Below are 21,230 nucleotides of genomic sequence, written 5' to 3'. Positions count from 1 at the left end.
ACGTCATGCAGGCCATGACGCGCCGCTTCAGCGTGTTCGCCTACATGCGCGCCCTGGAGCAGGCCTGATGGTGTTCAGGCACAGCCTTCTCGTGCGTCCCGTCTCGGCCTGAGCTAGATTCGGCCCTGCCGCCGGAGGTGGATGTGATTGAAGGCGCTCTGAAGGGGACCGCGAACCTGGACCCCTGCCCTACGCCGGAGGGGACCGCAAGTGCGGATTACCGGCTCACAGGGACACTGGCCCATCCGATTTGCGTCTCGGTCGACGCGATCGCCGACAATGCGCTGCGCGCGCGTCAAGCAGCCTCAGGCGCAACCGAGCTCCGCTGCGACGTGTGCAACGTGGCCATCACGGGGGAGCCCCACGGGCGCGGCCTCTACGTGTGGTCGCGCGGCGACGAGCTCCGGTTCGAGGAGCCTGCCCTCTGCTGCCTCTGCTCGGTCGCCATCGGGATGACCGCGCTGTCCGCCTGGAACGTCGAAGAAGAAGAGGGCTGATCGCCCGCGGCCTGCCCGAAGGCGTGGGCCCCACCGCCCTCCGGCGCCCGCCGGACGGATCACCGCACGTCAGAACGCCTCGCCGATCGCCAGGTTCACGGCGATGGGCAGCACATCGAACAGCTTGCCCGGGGGCCGCTCGTCCTCGGGCCAGCCTGCTGCTTCTGTCTCGTTGCAGACGCCGAGCACCTGCAAGCAGGGGATGCGGTAGCCGACGTCGAAGCGCAGCGGTCCGACCGGGGTGACGTAGCGCAGCCCGAAGCCCGCCGAGAGGTGCAGGCGCTGCGCTCCCGAGCGGAACAGCCGGTGCTCCCGGGTGACATCGCCGGCGTCGGCGAAGATCACCGTACCGAGGCTCTCGCCGAGCGGTATCCGCAGCTCCAGGCTCGTCTCCCACAGCAGACGGCCTCCGATGGGGACCAGCGGGGCGTCCTCCTCGTCGGCGCTGTCGCCGGCTGTCAGGCTCGGCACGCGGGCGTGCGGGCCGACCTCGTTGTACCCGTATCCGCGGTTGCTGGTCGCGCCGCCGCTGAAGAACCCGCGGAACTGCATCAGCTGAAGGTCGGCCCCCACGTCTCTCCGGCAACGGTCCCTGTCCATGCCCGCGAGGGCGTCGCACTGGGCAGGATCCACGGAGGCGTCGCCGTAGTCGCCCGTGAACAGCCACCCGGTCATCAAGCGGAAACCCAGCGTCCATCTCCTCGAAACAGGGAAGTAGGCGCGAAACTCGGGCTGAAGGCGGATGTCGCGCGCGGAGTGAAACCGCCTGTCCCGCTCGTCCTGCGCCTTCTCGCCGACCAGGGCCTCTGCGATCGCGGTGTCGAACGCCAGATAGCCGGCCAGCTGCGTGTCCAGCGCGATGTAATAGCCGTGATGGGGGGTGACCCTGTCGGGCTTCCCCGCCTCGTTCAGCCGGCGGTCATAGGACACAAGCGCCTGGAGGTAAGGGATGAAGAGGGTCCCGAACCCGGAGGGCAGCCGCGCCGAATTGTAGGTGAACGGGCTGTTCAGCTGGACGTTGTAGAGGAGGGCCGCGTTCAGGTCCGATTTCAGGAAGGGCCGCTCGACGCCGATGGAACCGACGTACTCGCGGTAGCCGACGATCGCGTGCTCCGGAGCCTCCTGGGCAGCCTCTGGTGCAGCTCCTGACTCCCCCTCGCCGGCGCCCCCCTTGTCCGGCTTGGTGCAGAACTCACCTGTCTGGGGGCAGTAGAGCTTGAACGAGCCGCGCAGCACCGCGGCCGTGCGCCGCTCGATCGCCCCGGGCTGGCGGAGCTCGGACCGGAGCTGGATCTCCGGCAAGAGGCGGAACGTGTCCCCGAGCTCCTTGCCGAGCAGGTTCGAGAACTCCACCGGATAGAAGACGAGCCCCGGCCGGGCCTCGATGCTGAAGCGGCGCAGCCCCCCGAGGAAATTGCGATCCTCCCACCCGGCGACGAGGTGCGCCTCGACGCGCGAGCCGACCTCGGCGCCTCCGCCGAGCTTCACGGCGCGCAGCGCGGACGGCTGCACGGAGAAGGTCACGGGGACGACCGGGTTCCTGGGCTGTCCGGGCGGCGCGAGCTCGGGCTTCACGGCGACGGAGCCGAACACGCCGAAGTCGGCGAGCGCCTGCTCTGCGTCCGCCAGATCCGCGGTCGAGAAGCGCTCGCCCTCCTCGATGCCGATCGCCGTCCTGACGGGCCCCTCGGGCAGCTCGCCGAGCCCCTCGAGCTTGACCTTGCCGAACCTGCACTCGGGGCCGAGCTCGATCGTGTAGCGGATCCGCGCCTCGTTCTTCACGAGGTCGACGTCGACGTGCCCCTCCACGTTCGCGTAGGCGAAGCCGCGATCCGTGAGCACCCGGAGCAGGTTCTTCTTGAGCTCCTCGTAACGAGCCTCGTCCAGGCGCTCGCCGACCTTGAGCTCGTCCTTCGCCTCGGTCACCGGCCGGCCGATGTCCCTGCCCTTCTCCAGGGTCCAGTCCCGCCACGCGAGATCCACCGACGCGATCGTCACCGGCGCGCCCTCGGAGACGACGATGCGCACCCGCACGCGCCCCTCCTTGCCGGGGCCGCCGAAGCGCTGCACCCGCGCCGCCCGCACCCGCGCCCCGTAGAACCCGCGCGCGCGGTAGTACCGCTCGATGCGGGCCAGGTCCCGCTCGAGGACGAACCGGTCGAAGCGCTCGTACTCGACCGTGAGCGCGTCCCAGACGCTCAGGATCGGCACGGGCTCGAGCGCGCCGCCGAGGAGGCGCGAGCTCTCGGCCGTCGCGATCCGCGCGGCGAGCTCGTCGCCGCTGATCACGTCGTCGCCGTCGAACGAGACGTCCTCGATGGCGCACCCGCTGAGGTCGGGACGCGTACACGCTGGCGGTTGACGCGAAGCGGCACACGCGGAGGCCCCGAGCACGGCGAACATCACGAGCGCTGCGGCGACGGGACGAGGCATCGGGACCTGGACAACTGAAAGAGAACTTTCGGCTGTGCCGGCCGAAGCGCAATCGCCTCGATGTGCGCGATGGCGAGGATTCAACGTTACGCCTGTGTTTTCGATATGCTGCGTCCGCTTCGGCCGCCGAGGGCCCCGCTCCAGTCTGGGCGGCCTTCGGACAGCGGCGCGAGCGAGGGAGAGCCTACGAGATGGCAGAGCCGACGCAAAAGGAACCTGGTGCCGGTGGGTACCTCGGACATGGATTGCCGCACGAACCTGGGCCTCACGGGGTGCCCGCGAGCGCCGGCGCGCCGTCCGCGGGCCCGGCCCCCGAGGAGCGGCGTGGCGCCCTGAAGGCGCTCGTGGCGATCGGCGGTCTGGCCTGCGCCGGCGCGATCGCCGTACCGGCGGCGAGCTTCATCGCGGCTCCCGCCGCGGGCAGCGCCGGCGCCGCGGGCGGGCGCGAGCGCTGGGTCCGGGTCGGGCGCCTCGCGGACCTCCCGCCGGGCGAGCCGCGGCGGCTCAAGGTGATCGGCGAGGAGCGCGACGCCTTCACGGTCGCGAAGGACCAGATGCTCGGCGCGATCTGGGTCATCCGGGAGGGCGAGAAGATACGCGCGATGAGCGCCACGTGCCCCCACCTCGGCTGCGGGATCGATCTCAACGACGACAAGAAGAGCTTCAACTGCCCGTGCCACGCGTCACGCTTCGGCCTGTCGGGTGCGCCTGAGACGGGGCCGTCCCCGCGCCCCATGGATCCGCTCGCGACGCGGGTCGTCGATGGCTGGCTCGAGGTGGACTTCCGGCGCTACCGTGACGGGGTCGCCGAGCTCCAGGAGATCGCAGGATGAGCCTCGGCGACTGGCTGAACGAGCGCATAGGACACCGCGAGCCGCTGCGCCGGTTCCTCGACGCGCCGATCCCCGGCGGCGCGCGCATCGGTTACGTGTGGGGAGGCGCGCTCGCGCTGCTGCTGCTCGTCGAGGTCGTCACGGGCGCGCTGCTCATGTCGGCGTACGCCCCGAGCGCGACCACGGCGTGGGCGAGCGTCGCGCACATCAACTTCACCCTGCGCGCCGGGTGGCTCATCCGAGGCCTCCACTACTTCGGAGCGCAGGCGCTCGTCATCTTGATCGCGATCCACGTGGCGCGGATCGCGCTCCACGGGGCGTACCGCGCGCCGCGCGAGATCGGCTGGTTTTTGACCCTCGGCCTGCTCGGCGTGATCCTCGGCTTCACCTTCACGGGCAACCCGCTCCCGTGGGACCAGGACGGCTACTGGGGCGCGCGCGTCGAGACGGGCATCATGGGCTCGGTCCCGGTGGTCGGGTCGTTCACGCAGCAGCTCGTCATCGGCGGGAGCTCGCTCGGCCACCTGACGCTGACGCGGCTCTACAGCCTGCACGTCTTCGTGCTGCCGGCGGTCATGGCCTTGCTGCTCGCCGCGAGCTTCGCGCAGTTCCGCAGGCACGGCTTCGGCACGCCGCACGGCGCCGACCTCGGCAAGGCGGATCGGTTCTACCCGAAGCAGCTCGGCCTGATCCTGCTGGCCGTGGCGCTCGTGCTGGTCGTCGTGTTCGATCTCGCGGCCATGGAGCACGGCGCCCCGCTCGAGGCGCCGGCGGATCCCGTCAGCGACTACAACGCCCGCCCCGCCTGGTACTTCCGCCCGCTCTTCGAGCTGCGCAAGTACTTCCCTGGCTCGCTGGAGCTCATCGCGACCGTCGGCCTGCCGGGGGTGGTCGGGCTGTACCTTGCCCTGCTGCCGTTCATCGACAGGAAGCCCGGCCCGCTCCGGGCGCGGCTGCCGGCGCTCGCGCCGCTGTTCTTGATCGGCCTCGGGGCCGTCGGCCTGCTGGGGAAGTCGTTCGTGAAGGACGCGAAGGACGAGGGCTTCCAGCGCTCGGAGGCGCAGAGCGCCGCGCGGACCGCGCGCGCGGTGGCGCTGTTCAAGCAAGGCGTCCCGCCCGAGGGAGCGCTCGCGATGCTCCGGAACGACCCGGAGACGCGCGGCGAGGACCTCTACAAGAAGGAGTGCGCGAGCTGCCACCGGCTCAACGATCTCGGCCCGCCCAAGGACAAGCAGACGGCGCCGGACCTCACCGGGTTCGGGACGAAGGCCTGGGCGCTCGAGGTGCTGAGGGATCCCGACGCCGACCACCTCTTCGGCAAGACGGCGTTCAAGGAGATGATGCCGTCGGCGGTGAAGCCGCCCGCGGATCCCGAGGCGGCGAAGGTGTTCACGCCGATGAGCGCGGCCGACCAGGAGACGATCGCCGCGTTCCTCGAGGGGCAGGCGCGCGGGGAGCCCGGCGCCGGGACGCCCGGAGAGAAGATGGTCCGGCAGCGGTGCACGAGCTGCCACCGGCTCGACGGCAAGACCGACGACGAGGAGTCGGCCGCCCCCGAGCTCCGCGGCTGGGCCTCGGTCGCGTGGATCGAGGCGCAGATCACGAACCCCGGCAGCGGCAAGGCCTACCCGCCGGCCGCGATGGCGAAGGACCTGGAAGGCCACATGCCGGCGTTCGAGGAGAAGCTCTCCGCGAACGATCGGAAGGTCCTCGCCGCCTGGGTGTACCGCCGCGGCCGCGGTGAGCCCGGGACGACGGTCGCCGCCAAGGCGCCCGACAAGAAGCCCTGAGCGAGCCGCCCGCCGGCGCTCGCTGCCCCGCCCTTTCCTCCTCTCGATCCCCCTCTCGATGAGCGCCGCCGCGGCGCGCGTCCGGCGCTCGCGCGGCTCGTGGACGCGCGCCGATCCGTTCGGGTCAAGGCGCGCGCTCTGACAGGCGCTCGCGCGGGCGCTCCGGCGCGACGGGCCGGCACGCGCGGTGCTGCGCGTCCCGAGAGGGAGGGTCGGTGGCGACATTGTGCACGGTCGCCTCCACGCCGGCGTGCGCGCGGCGCTCGCCTCGAGCGCGGGCAGCGATCGAGCCCCAGAAAGAGCAGGACCCGTGGACCTGGATGCGGCTGTGAAGCACCACTTCCTGTGGATCGCGGGCACGATGATCGCGTCCGCCGCCTACTTTCAGGCGTCGGGGGTGTCTCACTTGATCGGGAGGACGATCATCCCGGACAGAGCCACAAGGCTCTCTTCCACGCCCCCTGCGTCCCACCGCGCGCTGCGCGACGGCCTCCACGCGACGAGCGCTGAAGCGATCCTCCAGCGCAACCCGTTCGACTCGGCGACGGGGCCGCTCCTCCCGCCCCCGGGCGGCGCTCCCGAGGAGCGCGCGCCCGCGGCGCACGGCGATCCGTGGAGCGATCCGACCTGCGACGCCGGACGCGTGGTGCTCATCGCGGCGTCGCAGGACGCCGCGTGGTCGTTCGCGGCCATCGAGGGCCCCGACGGGCAGACGCAGCTCCGCCGGCTCGGCGGCGACGCGGCGGGAGGCACGCTCACGCGCATCGCGTGGGACCGCGTCTGGATCACCGCGGGCGGCGCCCGCTGTCAGATGCAGCTCGGGAAGCTCGGGAAGAGCGCGCGCGAGGAGGCGCCCGCGCCGCAGCCCCGGCCTCAGGCGAGGCCGGTCGGGAGCGACAACAACCTGAACTCGATCCCGCCGGAGATCGCCGCCCGCATCCGGCGGGTGAGCGCCACGGAGTTCAACGTCGACCGCGCGGCGGTCGATCAGATCCTCGAGCAGCAGGCGCTCCTCATGCGCTCCGCCCGGGTGATCCCGGAGCGACGAGGAGACCAGGTCGTCGGGCTGAAGCTCAGGATCAGGCGAGGCTCGCTGCTGGAGACGCTCGGGCTGGAGAGCGGAGATACCCTGAGGTCGATCAACGGCTTCGACGTCACCGATCCCCAGAAGGCGCTGGAGGCCTACGCGCGGCTCCGGACCGCGAACCGCCTGTCCGTCGCGATCGAGCGCGGCGGACAGCTGATGACGGTCGACTTCAACATCCGCTGAGGACCTGGGCCGGGCGCGCGCAGAGCTCAGCCGAAGGCGTCGACGGCCGCCCTGGCCGCCTGGCCCGAGAGCGACGGCGGCGCGACCGCCTCCCACCACGCCGCCGCGTGCTGCTCGGTCCAGTCGGCGTCCATGCGGAGCGCGGCGAGCCGCTCGGACAGCTCGCGCGCCGACTGCGGCCGCCGCGCGGGATCCTTCTCGAGGCAGTCGAGCACGATGCGGTCGAGCGCGGGCGGGATCGCGCGCGCCGCGCGCTTCGAAGGCGCGACGGGCGCCTCCGTCGCGTGGAGCAACATCGTCTTCATCGCCGTCTCGGCCTCGAACACGAGGGCGCCCGTGAGCAGCCAGTAGGCGACGCACCCGAGCGCGTAGATGTCGGTCCGGCCGTCGATCGGGCGGTCGCCCAGCACCGCCTCCGGGGCCATGAACGCGGGCGTGCCGGTGATCGCGTTGTCCGCCGTCAGCTTGGAGGGATCCGCGTCTTTCCTGCGCTGGGCCACCAGCCCGAAGTCGAGCACCTTCAAGAAGTCGAGATCTGCGCCGTAGCGGCACAGGAAGAGGTTGGCGGGCTTGATGTCGCGGTGCACGAAGAAGGCCTTGTGCGCCTCGTGGAGCGAGTGGCAGGCCTGCCGGAGCAGGTGGACCACGCGCGCGGGCGGCTGCGGGCCGTCCAGCTTGACGAGGGTGTCGAGGTCCATGCCGTCGAGCAGCTCCATCACGTAGTAGAACGACCCGTCGCGGGCGACGCCGAAGTCGAAGATGCCGATCGTGTGCGGCGATCGGAGCGCGGCGGTCGCCTGCGCCTCGCGCTCGAACCGCGCCTTCGCGTTGCCGTTGCTCGATGGCTCGCCCTGGAACGCCTCGGGCCGGATCAGCTTCACGGCCGCGGGGCGGGCGAGCATCCGGTGCCTCGCCCGCCACACCTCGCCCATGCCGCCGCCGCCGAGCCGCTCGACGAGCCGGTAGCTGCCGAGCTCCCGCGCCGCGTCGAGCTTGCGCCCGAGCCCGAAGACGACGCGCGACACGAGGACGGAGAGCGCGAGCGCGATGACGCTCGGGAAGAAGCGGCGGAGCATCGCCTCGTGCGAGGGCGGATCCATGAAGCCCGAGCGGACGAGCACCCAGAGGCATGCCGGATCGGTGAGGATCGCCAGCGTCGAGGTGAACAGCGTGCGCACGCTCGGGGCGGGGACGATGATGGGAAACATGAGCACCCAGACGGCCACCGGCGGCCATCCCGGCAACACCGGCCCCTCCGGCCACGGCTGCGCGTTGGAGATGACCGAGAGCAGCGCGGCGCCCAGGATCTTGTAGGCGAACGAGAGATCGACGATCCGCGGCGGCGACAGGAGCCCCTTCCGCGCGATGACGAAGAGCGCGGCCGAGACCAGCATGAACGGCAGGAAGACCGCGACGCGGATCGGGTACGGGCCGAGCTCGAGGCCCGGGAAGATCTCCGACACGAGGAAGCCGAGGGAGCCCGCCACGATCGTGCAGAGCGCCATCCACGCGACGCGCCTCGTCGCCTCCTGCTCGAGGTCCGGGGGGAGGCGCGGCGACAGCCACTCCCAGCGCGGCCTCGCGCAGGTCTTGCTGGCGTCGGGGCCGAGGAAGACGGTCTCGCTCATGGAGTCGCGCGCGCGGCCCACGGCCGCGTCGGTCTGCTCTAGGGGAGGAGGAAGGCGGCGGGAATAGAAGAGTCGCGCGCGAGGCGCACGCCTCTCGGCACGCGCACGGCCGGGCGTCTTCGCGTGCGGGCGGACTCGGCCAGCCCGCGCGGGGGAGCGTTACTTGATGAAGACCTGCGCGGCCGCGATCCCCGCGCCCTTCGTCGCCTTGAGGATCACCTTGCCCGGACCGCCGATCGGCAGGGGGTTCTTCCAGCAGCCGGAGGCCTTGCCGCCGAGCGTCGCCGCGGCGCCGGTGGTGCTGTCCTGCGCGAGCACGACGGGCGGCAGCGCGGGCGCGGGCTGCGAGACGAGCTGGATGTCGAGCTCCTGGACCCCGAGACCGATGCCGACGACGGTGTAGCACTTGCCGGGCGAGATGTTGATCTGCTGCTCGAGCGCCTGGCCCTCCTGGAACTGCCCCGCGAACGGTCCGCCGTCCGGCTTCATCCCCGGGGCCTCCGTCGTGCCCATCCCTTGCAAGATCGGCGTCGCGGCCACCGCGGCGACCGGCGGGATCGGCGTGGCGGCGGAGCCCGCGGGCGCGGCGGTGGTGGTGGGCGTGGGCACCGCCGTCGCCGGCGTGGTCGGCACGGCAGAGGCGCACCACTGGCCCGGAGGGCACGGGTTGTTGGGGTCGATCGTCGGCTCGGGGGTCGACGAGCACGCGAGCGCTCCGAGCGCGGCGAGGGAGAGCGGGAGTACGTGGAAGACACGCATCATGAGAATGCTCCTTCGATGGGCATGAGCTCGCCCGATCGCAGAACGAGTGCCAGCGCTTCTTACACCGGCTGCGGTTCGACGTGTGGGCCGAGCTCACGAAGCAGCGATCTCGACAGCGCGCGGGGTGCAACCGAGCGCAAACGAGCGCAAACGGGCGCAACCCGAACGCAAACGAGCGCAAACGAGCGCAAACGAGCGCAAACGAGCGCAAACGGATGCGATCGGATGCAACCGGATGCAAGCCGAACGCAACCGCGCCGCTTTGCGCCCCGCGCGTGGCGTGCTACCGAAGTCGGGCACGCGTGGTCTTGCAATCCCGAGTAGTTAAACTATACACGTGATCCGCGTCATCTGCGTGGGGACGGCAGTGCGCGCCCAGTGGCGGACTCCGCAGCGTGCCTTGCCTCCTGGCCACCTCTGGCCCGGGCGGCGTGCTCACGCCGCACAGGGCCCGAGCCGCTGCATCCTGTGCGCCCGGCGTCGTCGCGCGGACAACGCGCATCGCCGGAGCAGCCATGAGCCAGGATCAAAAGCCCCCTCCCGCCGAAGGCAGCGCCCTCTGGTACAAGGACGCGATCATCTACGAGGTGCATGTCCGCGCGTTCAGCGACTCGAACGCGGACGGCATCGGCGACTTCGAGGGGCTCGTCGACAAGCTCGATTACCTCCAAGATCTCGGCGTCACCGCGATCTGGCTCCTGCCCTTCTACCCCTCGCCGCTGCGCGACGGCGGATACGACATCGCGGACTACGCCAACATCAACCCGTCTTACGGGACCCGGCGCGAGTTCGCCCGCCTCCTGCGCGAGGCGCACCGCCGCGACATCCGCGTCATCACCGAGCTCGTCCTGAACCACACCTCGAACGAGCATGAGTGGTTCCAGCGGGCGCGGACCTCGCCCAAGGGCTCGCGCTGGCGCGATTTCTACGTGTGGAGCGACACGCCGCACCGCTACAAGGACGCCCGGATCATCTTCAAGGACTTCGAGACATCGAACTGGGCCTGGGATCCGGTCGCCAACGCCTATTACTGGCACCGCTTCTACTCCCACCAGCCCGACCTCAACTTCGAGAACCCGGACGTCCACGCCGCCGTCTTCAAGGTGGTCGACTTCTGGCTGGAGATGGGCGTCGATGGGCTCCGGCTCGACGCCGTGCCGTACCTCTACGAGCGCGAAGGGACGAACTGCGAGAACCTGCCGGAGACGCACGAGTTCTTGCGGAAGCTCCGGCGCCACATCGACGCGAACTTCGCCGATCGCATGCTCCTCGCGGAGGCCAACCAGTGGCCCGCCGACGCCGCGGCGTACTTCGGGAGCGGCGACGAGTGCCACATGAACTTCCACTTCCCGCTCATGCCCAGGATGTTCATGGCGGTCGAGCTCGAGGACAGCTTCCCGATCGTCAACATCCTGAAGCAGACGCCCGTTGTCCACGAGACCTGCCAGTGGGCGACGTTCCTCCGGAACCACGACGAGCTGACGCTCGAGATGGTGACCGACGAGGACCGGGACTACATGTACCGCGTCTACGCGCAGGAGCACACGGCGCGCATCAACCTGGGCATCCGCCGGCGGCTCGCCCCGCTCATGAAGACGCGGCGCAGGATCGAGCTGATGAACGCGCTGCTCTTCTCGCTGCCGGGGACCCCCGTCCTCTACTACGGCGACGAGATCGGGATGGGCGACAACATCTATCTCGGCGATCGCGACGGGGTGCGCACGCCGATGCAGTGGAGCGCCGATCGGAACGCCGGATTCTCCAGGGCGAACCCGCAGAAGCTCTATCTGCCGATCATCATCGACCCCGAGTACCACTACGAGGCGATCAACGTCGAGGCGCAGCAGCAGAACCCGGCTTCGCTCCTCTGGTGGATGAAGCGGCTCATCACCCTGCGCAAGCAGAACAAGGTGCTCGGCCGCGGGACGATCGAGTTCCTGCACCCGGACAACAGCAAGGTGCTCGCGTTCATCCGCGCGCACGCGGACGAGCGGCTGCTCATCGTCGCGAACCTCTCTCGGTACGCGCAGCACGTCGAGCTCGATCTCGCGCGCTTCGAGGGCATGGTGCCTGTCGAGCTGTTCGGCAGGAGCCGCTTCCCGGAGATCACGAGCCGCGGTTACTCCCTGTCGCTCGGTCCGCACGACTTCTTCTGGTTCGCGCTGGAGCCGGCGACGCCGGCGATCTCCGCGGGCGACGCCGGGGCGGCGCCCGCGATCGCGACGAAGGGCTCGTGGCGGACGCTCCTCTCCCCGGAGGGGCGCAGGGTGCTCGAGCCGACGCTCGGGAAGTTCATCGCGGCGCGGCGCTGGTTCCGCGGCAAGGCGCGCACGCGGCGCGCCACGACCCTCGCGGACGTCATCCCGATCCTGCGCGGCGAGCAGACCGCGGCGGAGCACTACCTCCTGCTCGCGCGCGTCGAGTACACGGACGGCTCGCCGGAGACGTATGTCGTGCCGATCGGCTTCGCCACGGGCGACTACGCGCGGACGCTCGTGACGCGCGCGCGTCACGCGGTGATCGCGGACGTCACGATCCGCGATCCCGAGCCGGAGAGCGCGGCGGCGCCGGAGGGCGTCCTCTACGACGCGCTGGCGACCCCGGAGTTCGCCGCGCTCGTCCTCGCCGCGATCCGGGCGCAGGGGGTCGCGACGGGCTCCGTCGGCGAGCTCCACGCGCTGCCGCTCGGGACGACGCTCGAGACGCTCGGCGCCGAGGGAGAGCTCCCGGCGCGCATCTCCGAGAGCGAGCAGAGCAACACGACCATCATCTACGGCGACAAGCTCCTCCTCAAGATCTTCCGGCAGGTCGAGGAGGGCATCAACCCGGAGCTCGAGATCGGCCGGTTCCTGACGGAGCACCAGTTCCCTGCGACGGCGCGGCTCGCCGGGGCGATCGAGTACCAGGCCCGCGGTCGCGAGGCGACCACGGTGGCGATGCTCCAGGAGTACGTGCAGAGCCAGAGCGACGCGTGGACGAGCACGCTCGAGGCGCTGAACCGCTTCTTCGAGCGGGTGCTCGCCGACGAGGAGACGGCGAAGGGGGGCGCGCCGCCGATGCCGGCCGGCACGCTGGTCGACGCGTCGCGCGCGACACCGCCGCCGCTCGTGAACCAGCTCATGGGCACTGAGATCGTGAGGATGCGGCTGCTCGGCGAGCGCACAGCGCAGCTCCACCTCACGCTCGGCAAGCACAGCAAGGACCCCGCGTTCGGGCAGCAGTCGTTCTCGACGCTGCACCAGCAGTCGATCTTCCAGTCGGCGCACGGCATGCTCTCGCGCACCTTCGCGCTGCTGAGGAAGCGCGAGCGCTCGCTCCCCGAGAGCGTGCGGGAGCAGGTGTCGGCGATGCTGCCGCGCGAGGCCGAGATCAACGCGAAGCTCCAGCAGATCGTGTCGAGGAAGTTCGACATCCCCCGCATCCGGACGCACGGCGACTTCCACCTCGGCCAGGTGCTCTCGACGGGCGACGACTTCATCCTGATCGATTTCGAGGGGGAGCCGGCGAGACCGCTGAACGAGCGCCGCTACAAGCGCGGCCCGCTCCGGGACGTGGGCGGGATGCTGCGATCGTTCGACTACGCCGGCGCCTCGGCGCTCCGGGACGCTCGCCTCCGGCCCGAGGACGTCGCCGTCCTCAAGCCGTGGACCGACGCCTGGGTGACGTGGATCTCCGCGAGCTACCTCGCGGGATACATGGAGACGGTCGCGCGCGCTCAGGCGACCGCCGAGCCGCGGACCGACGAGACGGCGCCGTACGTGCCCGCGAGCGACGCGGACACGGTGCTCCTGATCGACTTCTACATGCTCGAGAAGTGCATTTACGAGGTCGGCTACGAGCTCAACAACCGGCCTGACTGGCTGGACATCCCGCTGCGCGGGCTGGAGCGTCTGATCACGCCCAGAGCATAGGAGCGCTGGTGGCGCGATGATCCGGCTGGAGCTCGCGGGCATGCATACGCGGTTGCACTCGACGTTGTGCGGCTCATGCCCGCAGGGCCCGACGGGTTGTTGCGCCAGCCCGCCGGGGGTCGAGTGGTCGGACATCGGGCGGATCGCCTCGCTCGGCGGCGTTGACTGGCTGCTCGAGCAGATGGCCGCGGGCAACCTGCGCCCGGGCCAGCGCGGCCTGCTCATCCTGCGGGTCGAGCCCCAGGGCAGCGATTGCGGAGCGCTCCCCAAGAGGTGCGCTTTCCACGGTCATGAGGGCTGCACCATCCCCCCCGAGCGGCGCGCGGCGACGTGCAACTACTATGTTTGCGATGACGCCTTCGCGCACGGAGGCGAGCCTCGCGGGGACCCTGAAGCGCTGGCCGGCCGCAAGGAGCATGACGCGCTCGTGGATCTCTACGGGAGCTGGGATCTCGAGCTCGCCGACCGCATACGCGAGCGCTGGCCCGACGGGCCTCCGTGGAACCTCGATTTCCTCGACTGGCTCGGTCGAGAAGTCCGCCGCCTCGCCGCCAGGGCAGCGCCCTCCATGCGGGTCCTCCGGGCCGGCACCTGAAGTATCCCCCTCTGACCGCCGCTCTAATTTGAAGGGATTGCGCTGACGTCCTGACGCCGGAGCGCGACGGTGCGCTCGACGACATCCGACGCGGAGAGCTGCAGGAAGATCGACACGTCGACCCAACCGGCCCTGGACACCACGACGACCTGCATCCCTTGAGGAAGCTCGACGCTGAGGGGCGTCTTGCCGAGCATGGTCCCGTTCCAGCTCACGTTCGCGTCCGCGGGCTCGCTCTTGATCGTGACCTTGGCCTTCAGCGGGCCCGGTTCGAGCGCCGTCGCAGCCGTGGACACGGCAGCAGGCTGCTCCGACGCGACGGGCTCCAGCGAGCGCTCGCGGAACATCACGAAGGCTCCCGCGGCGAGCAGCGCGACCACCCCGAGCACAGAGGCGAGATACCCACGCTGCCGCCAGGACGAGGCGCGCCCCACCGTCGCGCCCAGGCTGCCGGGATCGACGGCCGGGGGCTCGTGATGATGGTGGGCGGGGAGGCTGTGGCTTTGATCGCTGAGGAGGGGTAGACCGGCCGCGGTCGCGGAGGGCCACATCGAGCGGTTCATCCCCATGACCATCGAGGCGCGGGGGAACTCTCCGACCATCGAGGCGCGCTGGATGTCGCCCGCGACGTCCAGCGAGCTCAGGTACTCGAACTGCGCGGTGACCTGCTGGCGCACGAGCGCCCTGCTCTCCGCGAACATCTCGAGCACGTGCGCGCCGAGCTGCTCCGTGCGGACGTCCTCGCCCGAGCCCCGCAGGTAACTCTCCAGCGCGTCGCCCATCTCCTGCGCGGTGGCGAACCGCCGATCGGGATCCCGCTGGAGGGCCCTCGCCACGATCTCATCGAGCGCCGGGTCGATGTCCGGCACGACGGCGGAGAGCCGCGGGATGTCCCGCGTGAGCAGCTGGTGCATCACGGCGACGTGGTCGCCATCGAACAGCCGCCGCATCGCCAGGAGCTCCCAGAGCACGATGCCGATGGCGAAGAGATCGGCCCGCCGATCGACGTCGGCGCTCGCCATCGCCTGCTCGGGCGCGGCGTAGGCCATCTTGCCCTTGAAGGTTCCGCTCTCGGTGTGCGCCGCGTTGAGGGCCGCCTTCGCGACGCCGAAATCGACGATCTTCACAGCTCCGTCGTACGTGACGAAGATGTTGTGGGGCGAGACGTCGCGGTGCACGATGCCGAGCAGACCGCCATCGAAGTCCGCGAGCTCATGCGCGTAGTGCAACCCGCGCAGCGCCTCGACGATGATCCTGACCCACGCCCCCCGCGTGAAGCTCGCGGCGCCAGGACAGCCGCTCACCACCGCCCTCACGACGTCCTTGAGCGGCTGGCCCTCGAGGTACTCCATCACGATGAAGTACCCGCCGCTCTCGCCCCCGATCTCGTAGGTCTGAACGACGTTGGGGTGATTGAGCCGGGCCGAGAGCTTGGCCTCGTCCAGGAACATCAGGACGTAGCGCGGGTCATCCGCCATCCCGACGCGGAGACACTTCACAACAACGAGCTTGTTGAACGACCCGGGCCCGCGGGAGACGGCCAGAAACACATCCGCCATCCCACCACGACCCAATTTTGCAATCAGGCGGTATCGACCAAGCAAGCTGTTGCTCGCTTGCTGGGTCGAAGAGATGGTTTGGCCGCCTGAATTCACGACATCCCCCGCTATAAGAGCTTAATTAGCCCGTTGACCTGGAGTTTGCAAAGACTTTTACGCCTGGAAACAATCCGCGCCCCCTGTAGACGCGTGCCGCGTTGCTCCATCGCCTGACCATCCATCGTGATGTCTTGGCGCAGCGCTCCATCGCCGGATTGCTGCGCAAGGGCACCCCTCCCGGGCGGCAGATGTCATGGTCCTAACGAAATGGCGCCGATCGAACCGGTACGCACGTGACCACACCCACCGGGTGCTCCTGTCGGCACACCCGGTGTTCCACCACCGCTCCATTGTACACCAGGTACTTCAGGAGCGGTGGAACTGGATGCGTGTCGCAGGTCGATCCTTGAGACCCCCCCGGGGTCGCGCGAAACCAGCGGAGCACAGGCCCGCTGACACCAGAAGGGGCCAGTCGGTAATGGCGCATACATGTTCGGCGTCGAGGGCGGCGGCTCCTGAGCGGACCGGACGACCTCGGCTTCCCTGCGGAGCCGGGGGGCTCCGCAGGAAATCGACGTCCGCCCTGCGCGGAGCTCCCTACCAGGCTGTCCTGATCGCTCTGTGGAGGAGAGCTACCAAGGGTCCTGCGCCCAGAACCTGCGCACGACATCGAGCGTGGCGTCGAGCTGCTCGAAGTGCGGGAGACCCAGCGTTGGCGCGATGCGGGCGGCCTCCACGCGGGCGTTCTGCTGCGTGAGCTCGGCGAGGCGGTCGAAGCGCGAATACGGGTCACGGTCGTGGAGGATCAGCGTGGCGACGGGCAGACGCGCATAGAGGCGCTGGAGAGCGTCGTCCGTGAACAGGGTACCGGCGATGAACGCGAGGGGGGCCCGGTGGGCAAAAGGCTCCTTCGATGCGCGGATGGCATAGTCGACAAGGCCTGGATCCGGCGCGCCGACGAAGCTCTTCTTCAGGAACCAGCGAATGCTGGGCGGCGCAGCCAGCACGCGAAAGAGCGCCTCCGCGGCGTAGGGGACGCGCGAGACAGCCCGGAGGAGGGCGCTCGCGCCGGGATGTTCACGGCCGAGCCCCGTCGGGGAGATGAGCACGAGGCTGTGAACAATGCTCATCTCCTCGCAGGCGACGGCGGCGGCGAACTCCGAGGAGAGGGAGAGCGCGATGACGTCGGCGCCGCCCGGCGCGCGGACCACGTCCGTGAGGAAGCGGCGCAGCGCGGCGCAGTAGAGCTCGCGATCGTACACGCGGTCCGCTCGCTCCGAGAGGCCGAAGCCGGGAAGATCGAGCGCGTAGACCGGCCGCTCGCCTCGGAGCGCATCGAACAGGGGCGCCATCTCCCTGGACGAGGCGGCCGCGTCGACCCCGTGCACGAGCACCACGGGGCGCCCCGCAGCGCGGGCGTCCACGTAATAGGCGAGGCGCCCCGCGCTCCACGTGTCGACGTGCCGCACCTCCGCGTCGAGCGCAGGGGCGAGGGGCGCGCGCTCCGCGGGGCGGAGCGCGCTCGGCACGAGCCGATCGACGAGCCCATCGAGGCTCATCGCGCGTGCGCTCATCACGTCTCCCCCGGCGGCAGCATCCCCTCGTTGTCCGCGCGCTCGAGGTCGGCGATGCTCGGATTCCTCGGCGCCGGACGCGACTTGACGCCGCCGTCGGCGGGCCTCGCCTCCTGGCCCGCGTCGCTGCGCTTCTCGCGCTCTCGACGCTCTGCTTGACCAGCGATCTCCTGCGCTGCGCGCACCAGCCGGTCCAGACGATCCACCTCCAGCTGATGGCGAGATCCATCGGGACCACCGTGCCGATCCTCGAAACGGTGGTGCCCAGCGTCAGCGCGGCCATGAGACACCGTGCGATCAGGTCGAACTGTCATGCTCCGCTCCTTCCGCACGAGGTCAAAGCACGGACCGTGCCCCCGCGGGCCGCGGCCCCAGCAGCGCTCGTCGAGCCGATACCGGGCTGAACAGGCGCCAAGACGCCTCGAATGTGACCATTTGCCTCGGTCACCCTCGTCGATCCGGGTGACGGCAGCAGGGAAAGCTGGTGTCTAGCCGTATCACGAACGGATGGAATCGGGTCCTCGACGCCGATCCGGAGGGGACATCGTCGCCAGTCAACCTCGCTGTCGCTCCCCCGCCGACGCGGACGCGGAGTTTGCGCGGGTCCTGGAAGGTCTGGCACGGTTGGAGAGGGCGGCCGGCGCGGCCGCGCCGGCGCTGGAGGCGGAGGGGAGCTGCCCGGCCGCGATTCCGGGCTCCGGACGTCAGCCGGCGACTTCGAGCTTCCGGCCGGCCGGCTTGTTGATGTCGGCGAAGAAGTCGTTGCCCTTGTCGTCCACCACGATGAAGGCGGGGAAATCCTCGACCTCGATCTTCCAGACCGCTTCCATGCCGAGCTCGGGGTACTCGAGCACCTCGACCTTCTTGATGCAGTCCTTCGCGAGGCGCGCGGCCGGACCGCCGATCGAGCCCAGGTAGAAGCCGCCGTGCTTCTTGCACGCCGCGGTGACGGCGGGCGAGCGGTTGCCCTTCGCGAGCATGACGTAGCTGCCGCCGTTCGCCTGGAAGAGGTCGACGTACGCGTCCATCCGGCCGGCCGTGGTGGGGCCGAACGAGCCGGAGGCGTAGCCCGCGGGCGTCTTCGCGGGCCCGGCGTAGTAGACCATGAACTCCTGCAGGTAGCTCGGCATGCCGTCGCCGCGATCGAGGCGCTCCTTGATCTTCGCGTGCGCGATGTCTCGCGCGACGATCATCGGGCCGCTCAGCGAGAGCCGCGTGCGGATGGGGTACTTCGAGAGCTCCGCGCGGATCTCGCTCATGGGACGGCGGAGGTCGAGCTTCACGACCTCGCCCTCGAGATCCGCGTCCGTGGTGTCGGGCAGGTACTTCGCGGGATCGGTCTCGAGCTGCTCGAGGAAGATGCCCTCGCGCGTGATCTTGCCGAGCGCCTGACGATCCGCAGAGCACGAGACGGCGATGCCGACAGGGCACGAGGCGCCGTGGCGCGGCAGGCGGATGACCCGGACGTCGTGGCAGAAGTACTTGCCCCCGAACTGCGCCCCGATCCCCGTCCGCTGCGCGAGCTCGAGCACCTTCTGCTCGAGCTCGCGGTCGCGGAAGCCGCGCCCGCGCGCGTTGCCGTCGGCCGGGAGCGTGTCGAGGTAGCGCGCCGAGGCGAGCTTCGCGACCTTGAGCGTGTACTCGGCCGACGTGCCGCCGACGACGATGGCAAGGTGGTATGGCGGACACGCCGCGGTGCCGAGCGCGCGGATCTTCGCCTCGACGAAGGACAGCAGGCTCTCCGGGTTCAGGAGCGCCTTGGTCTCCTGGTAAAGATAGCTCTTGTTCGCGGAGCCGCCGCCCTTCGCCATGAACAGGAGCTTGTAGGCGTCGCCGTCCGTCGCGAAGATCTCGATCTGCGCAGGGAGGTTGTCGTTCGTGTTGACCTCCCGGTACATGTCGAGCGGCGCGAGCTGCGAATAGCGCAGGTTCTGCGCGCGGTAGGTCTCGAAGACGCCGCGCGCGATCGCCGCCTCGTCGCCGCCGCCCGTGAAGACGAGCTGGCCCTTCTTGCCCATGACGACGGCCGTGCCTGTGTCCTGGCACGACGGGAGCACGCCCCCCGCGGCGATGCTCGCGTTCCTGAGGAGCTCGAGGGCGACGAAGCGATCGTTCGAGGAGGCCTCGGGATCGCCGAGGATCCGCGCGAGCTGCGCGAGGTGACCGGGCCGGAGGAGGTGGGCGATGTCGCGCATCGCCTCGCGCGCGAGCAGGGTGAGCCCCTCCGGCTCGACCTTGAGGAACGTCGAGCCGGCGGCCTCGAAGGTCGAGACATGGTCGCGGCTGACGAGGCGGTACGGGGTCTCGTCATGGCCGAGGGGGAGCATGTCCTGGTACTGGAAATCGGTCATCGTTCGGGTCTCCGGGGAAGCATAGAGGCAGCGAGGCAGAGCGGCAGAGAGGCTGCGGGGTCCCTCCTTCTTTGCATGGCTCCCGCCCCGGGCTCAACACCCACCCAGCGCCGGCCGTCACGCGGGGAGCGCGCGCTCGACGTCGCCGAGGACGGCCGAGATCGACCGCAGGAGCGGCTCCCGGGCGCTCCGCAGGAAGAAGTGTCCGCCGGGGAACATCTCGACCCGGAAGGCCCCGCGCGTGTGATGGCGCCAGCCTTCGAGATCGGCGCGGTGCGCGCGCTCGTCGTCGAGGCCCCCGAACGCGGAGATCGGACACTCGAGCGGGGCCCCCGGGACGAACGGCTCGACCTCGTTGACCGCGAAATCCGCACGCAGGACAGGCAGGAAGAGCGCCAGGAGCTCCGGGTCGCGGAGCACCTCGTCGGGCGTGCCCCCCATGCGGCGGATCCGCTCCAGAAACTCGGGCTCGGGCAGGCCGTGGAGCGGATCCGAGCCGCGAACGTGAGGCGGGCGCCGGCCCGACACGAAGAGGTGGCGCGGCAGCGGTGCACCCCGGCGGCGGAGCTCGCGCGCGAGCTCGAAGCAGACGAGCGCGCCGAGGCTATGGCCATACAGCGCGAACGGCTTCGTGAGCCATGGCTCGAGCGCGGTGGCGAGGGCCTGGACGAGCGGCGTGAGGCGCTCGAACGGCGGCTCGCTCATGCGCGCCTCGCGGCCGGGGAGCTTGATCGCGCAGAGCTCCGTGTGCGCGGGGAGCTCGCGCCACCAGGCGCTGTAGATCGACGAGCCGCCGCCCGCATAGGGCGCACAGAAGAGTCGAAGCCGGGCAGCAGGGTTCGCCCTCGGCACGCCGACCCAGGGGTCGCGGCTCGGGCTGGAGGTCGTCATCACGGGGCGCTCAGCGTAGCTCGCCCCTCCGGCGCTCGCTCCCTACCATTTGCTGCCCAGGGCGACGCGGATGGTGGCGACCTTCCCCTGATCGAGGCCGAAGCCGAGGTCGTCGTCGAGCGCGACCAGCGCGCCGACGCGGGTGAAAGAGCCCTTCACGAGCGGCTCCCAGCCGACGAACGGCTCCGCCGCGAGCTGGGCTGAGTTGCTCGAGGAGAGAGGGAACGCCGCCTGAAGGCGCATGCCGATGCCAAAGTTCCCGAACGGGCGGAACTCGATCTCGTTTCCCTGCTCGATCACGGTCTTCGTGTCCTCCCCGTCCCGGGTCGGAAAGAAGACCTGACTCGCGAGGTCGTGGGTGAAGAACAGCACCTTGCCGACGTTGATCTCGGTCCCGACGCGCGCCCGGAAGGCCCAGTGCGCGAGCAGCACGCGCTGCGCATCGAAGTAAGCCCGCGCGGGGAAGTTCGCCACCGACGCGACCTCGAGCTCCGCGCCCGGGTGCGGGTGGAGCGGGATCGTCAAGCTCATGCCGCCGAAGAGCGCGAGGATGGGAAGGGCGTTGGCAGCGTAGTGGAGGCCGAACGTGGGATTGCCGATGAAGAACTGGCTGTAACCTGCGCCGCTCGTGAACCGCCTGCCGAACAGGTCTGTCGACTGGGGGCCCGAGACGTCGCCGTAGGCGAACGGGATCTCCGCGTCGAGGTGGAGACCCGCGAAGAGCTTGTACTGGGCGGCGGCGGTGATGGCGACGCCGAGCCGCGACGACTCCTCGACGGAGGCCTCTTCGCCGCCCGCCGCCGCGATCTCCCGCTGGTAAGACGAGCTGAGGACGTCGATCTCGAAGCCGAACCGGCCCCCCTGGCTCTTCGCCCAACGCTCCTTCGTCTTGTCCGTGACGGGCTGCCGCGGCGCCGCCTCTTGCGCGAGCGCAGGCGCGGCCAGGGAGAGCATGAGGAACAGGGTCCCAAGAGACGCTTTGGTCGTGCTCACCTGGTGTCTCCCATCTCGTTCTCGACTCGCGGGCAGCGCGGGCGATTGACCACCTTGTCGCACCGTCGCCGCGGCGTCGCACGGGAGGCCCCCATGACCGCGGC

Annotated in this window: 15 protein-coding genes; 6 read left to right on the top strand and 9 right to left on the bottom strand. The window is 70.2% G+C overall.

The features are described 5' to 3' along the window. Positions 1 to 341 precede the first annotated feature (341 nt). Entirely contained in the window at positions 342 to 497 is a 156-nt protein-coding gene (locus tag WMF12_RS01885) for a hypothetical protein (RefSeq protein ID WP_437531283.1), read from the top strand. A 69-nt stretch (positions 498 to 566) separates the two neighbouring features. Here WMF12_RS01885 and WMF12_RS01880 read toward each other — a convergent pair whose 3' ends face one another. Next, positions 567 to 2,930, bottom strand: a complete 2,364-nt coding sequence (locus WMF12_RS01880) for an autotransporter assembly complex protein TamA (protein WP_437861350.1) — start codon at positions 2,928 to 2,930, stop codon at positions 567 to 569. A 245-nt stretch (positions 2,931 to 3,175) separates the two neighbouring features. Here WMF12_RS01880 and WMF12_RS01875 point away from each other — a divergent pair, with 245 nt between their 5' ends. The 3 genes from WMF12_RS01875 (at position 3,176) to gspC (ending at position 6,823) form a co-directional block, all read left to right on the top strand. Next, positions 3,176 to 3,763: a ubiquinol-cytochrome c reductase iron-sulfur subunit gene (locus tag WMF12_RS01875; protein WP_437743883.1), complete on the top strand. Its 588-nt coding sequence runs from the start codon at positions 3,176 to 3,178 to the stop codon at positions 3,761 to 3,763. Further along, positions 3,760 to 5,553, top strand: a complete 1,794-nt coding sequence (locus WMF12_RS01870) for a cytochrome b N-terminal domain-containing protein (protein ID WP_437861341.1) — start codon at positions 3,760 to 3,762, stop codon at positions 5,551 to 5,553. Before WMF12_RS01875 ends, WMF12_RS01870 begins: the two co-directional genes overlap by 4 nt. 310 nt (positions 5,554 to 5,863) lie before the next feature. After that, positions 5,864 to 6,823 (top strand): type II secretion system protein GspC, encoded by a 960-nt coding sequence (gene gspC / locus WMF12_RS01865; RefSeq protein WP_437743881.1) that lies wholly within the window; start codon positions 5,864 to 5,866, stop codon positions 6,821 to 6,823. Between the two features lie 26 nt (positions 6,824 to 6,849). Here gspC and WMF12_RS01860 read toward each other — a convergent pair whose 3' ends face one another. Then, complete coding sequence (locus WMF12_RS01860) at positions 6,850 to 8,451, bottom strand: serine/threonine-protein kinase (protein ID WP_437861329.1); 1,602 nt, start codon at positions 8,449 to 8,451, stop codon at positions 6,850 to 6,852. Between the two features lie 159 nt (positions 8,452 to 8,610). Continuing rightward, complete coding sequence (locus WMF12_RS01855) at positions 8,611 to 9,213, bottom strand: hypothetical protein (protein ID WP_012232997.1); 603 nt, start codon at positions 9,211 to 9,213, stop codon at positions 8,611 to 8,613. A 515-nt stretch (positions 9,214 to 9,728) separates the two neighbouring features. Between WMF12_RS01855 and treS the strand changes: the two genes are divergently transcribed. Both treS and WMF12_RS01845 read left to right on the top strand, forming a co-directional pair. Further along, positions 9,729 to 13,124: a maltose alpha-D-glucosyltransferase gene (gene treS / locus WMF12_RS01850; RefSeq protein ID WP_437861311.1), complete on the top strand. Its 3,396-nt coding sequence runs from the start codon at positions 9,729 to 9,731 to the stop codon at positions 13,122 to 13,124. A 16-nt stretch (positions 13,125 to 13,140) separates the two neighbouring features. Next, positions 13,141 to 13,719, top strand: a complete 579-nt coding sequence (locus WMF12_RS01845; protein ID WP_437861297.1) for a hypothetical protein — start codon at positions 13,141 to 13,143, stop codon at positions 13,717 to 13,719. Between the two features lie 23 nt (positions 13,720 to 13,742). Here the strand turns inward: WMF12_RS01845 and WMF12_RS01840 are convergent, their stop codons facing one another. From WMF12_RS01840 to WMF12_RS01815, 6 genes are all read right to left on the bottom strand, one after another. Next, positions 13,743 to 15,374: a protein kinase domain-containing protein gene (locus WMF12_RS01840; protein ID WP_437743877.1), complete on the bottom strand. Its 1,632-nt coding sequence runs from the start codon at positions 15,372 to 15,374 to the stop codon at positions 13,743 to 13,745. 575 nt (positions 15,375 to 15,949) lie between these two features. Continuing rightward, positions 15,950 to 16,891 (bottom strand): alpha/beta fold hydrolase, encoded by a 942-nt coding sequence (locus WMF12_RS01835; protein WP_437861277.1) that lies wholly within the window; start codon positions 16,889 to 16,891, stop codon positions 15,950 to 15,952. Further along, positions 16,891 to 17,097 (bottom strand): hypothetical protein, encoded by a 207-nt coding sequence (locus WMF12_RS01830; protein WP_437861267.1) that lies wholly within the window; start codon positions 17,095 to 17,097, stop codon positions 16,891 to 16,893. Before WMF12_RS01830 ends, WMF12_RS01835 begins: the two co-directional genes overlap by 1 nt. Positions 17,098 to 17,595: 498 nt before the next feature. Further along, entirely contained in the window at positions 17,596 to 19,242 is a 1,647-nt protein-coding gene (locus tag WMF12_RS01825) for a fumarate hydratase (protein WP_437861256.1), read from the bottom strand. Between the two features lie 117 nt (positions 19,243 to 19,359). Then, positions 19,360 to 20,133, bottom strand: a complete 774-nt coding sequence (locus tag WMF12_RS01820) for a thioesterase II family protein (protein WP_437873828.1) — start codon at positions 20,131 to 20,133, stop codon at positions 19,360 to 19,362. A 42-nt stretch (positions 20,134 to 20,175) separates the two neighbouring features. Further along, positions 20,176 to 21,126, bottom strand: coding sequence for a hypothetical protein (locus WMF12_RS01815; RefSeq protein WP_437861238.1), 951 nt, complete (start codon positions 21,124 to 21,126; stop codon positions 20,176 to 20,178). Positions 21,127 to 21,230: the final 104 nt, after the last annotated feature.

This window comes from Sorangium sp. So ce363 (assembly GCF_051520435.1).
Classification (GTDB): Bacteria; Myxococcota_A; Polyangia; order Polyangiales; family Polyangiaceae; genus Sorangium; species Sorangium cellulosum_B.
This window is presented reverse-complemented; position numbering and strand designations above follow the sequence as displayed.

Coding starts and splice junctions, on each gene's coding strand:
- WMF12_RS01880 (WP_437861350.1), bottom strand. CDS start 2,930: ATGCCTCGTCCCGTCGCCGCAGCGCTCGTGATGTTCGCCGTGCTCGGG.
- WMF12_RS01870 (WP_437861341.1), top strand. CDS start 3,760: ATGAGCCTCGGCGACTGGCTGAACGAGCGCATAGGACACCGCGAGCCG.
- WMF12_RS01860 (WP_437861329.1), bottom strand. CDS start 8,451: ATGAGCGAGACCGTCTTCCTCGGCCCCGACGCCAGCAAGACCTGCGCG.
- WMF12_RS01855 (WP_012232997.1), bottom strand. CDS start 9,213: ATGATGCGTGTCTTCCACGTACTCCCGCTCTCCCTCGCCGCGCTCGGA.
- treS (WP_437861311.1), top strand. CDS start 9,729: ATGAGCCAGGATCAAAAGCCCCCTCCCGCCGAAGGCAGCGCCCTCTGG.
- WMF12_RS01845 (WP_437861297.1), top strand. CDS start 13,141: ATGATCCGGCTGGAGCTCGCGGGCATGCATACGCGGTTGCACTCGACG.
- WMF12_RS01835 (WP_437861277.1), bottom strand. CDS start 16,891: ATGAGCGCACGCGCGATGAGCCTCGATGGGCTCGTCGATCGGCTCGTG.
- WMF12_RS01825 (WP_437861256.1), bottom strand. CDS start 19,242: ATGACCGATTTCCAGTACCAGGACATGCTCCCCCTCGGCCATGACGAG.
- WMF12_RS01820 (WP_437873828.1), bottom strand. CDS start 20,133: ATGACGACCTCCAGCCCGAGCCGCGACCCCTGGGTCGGCGTGCCGAGG.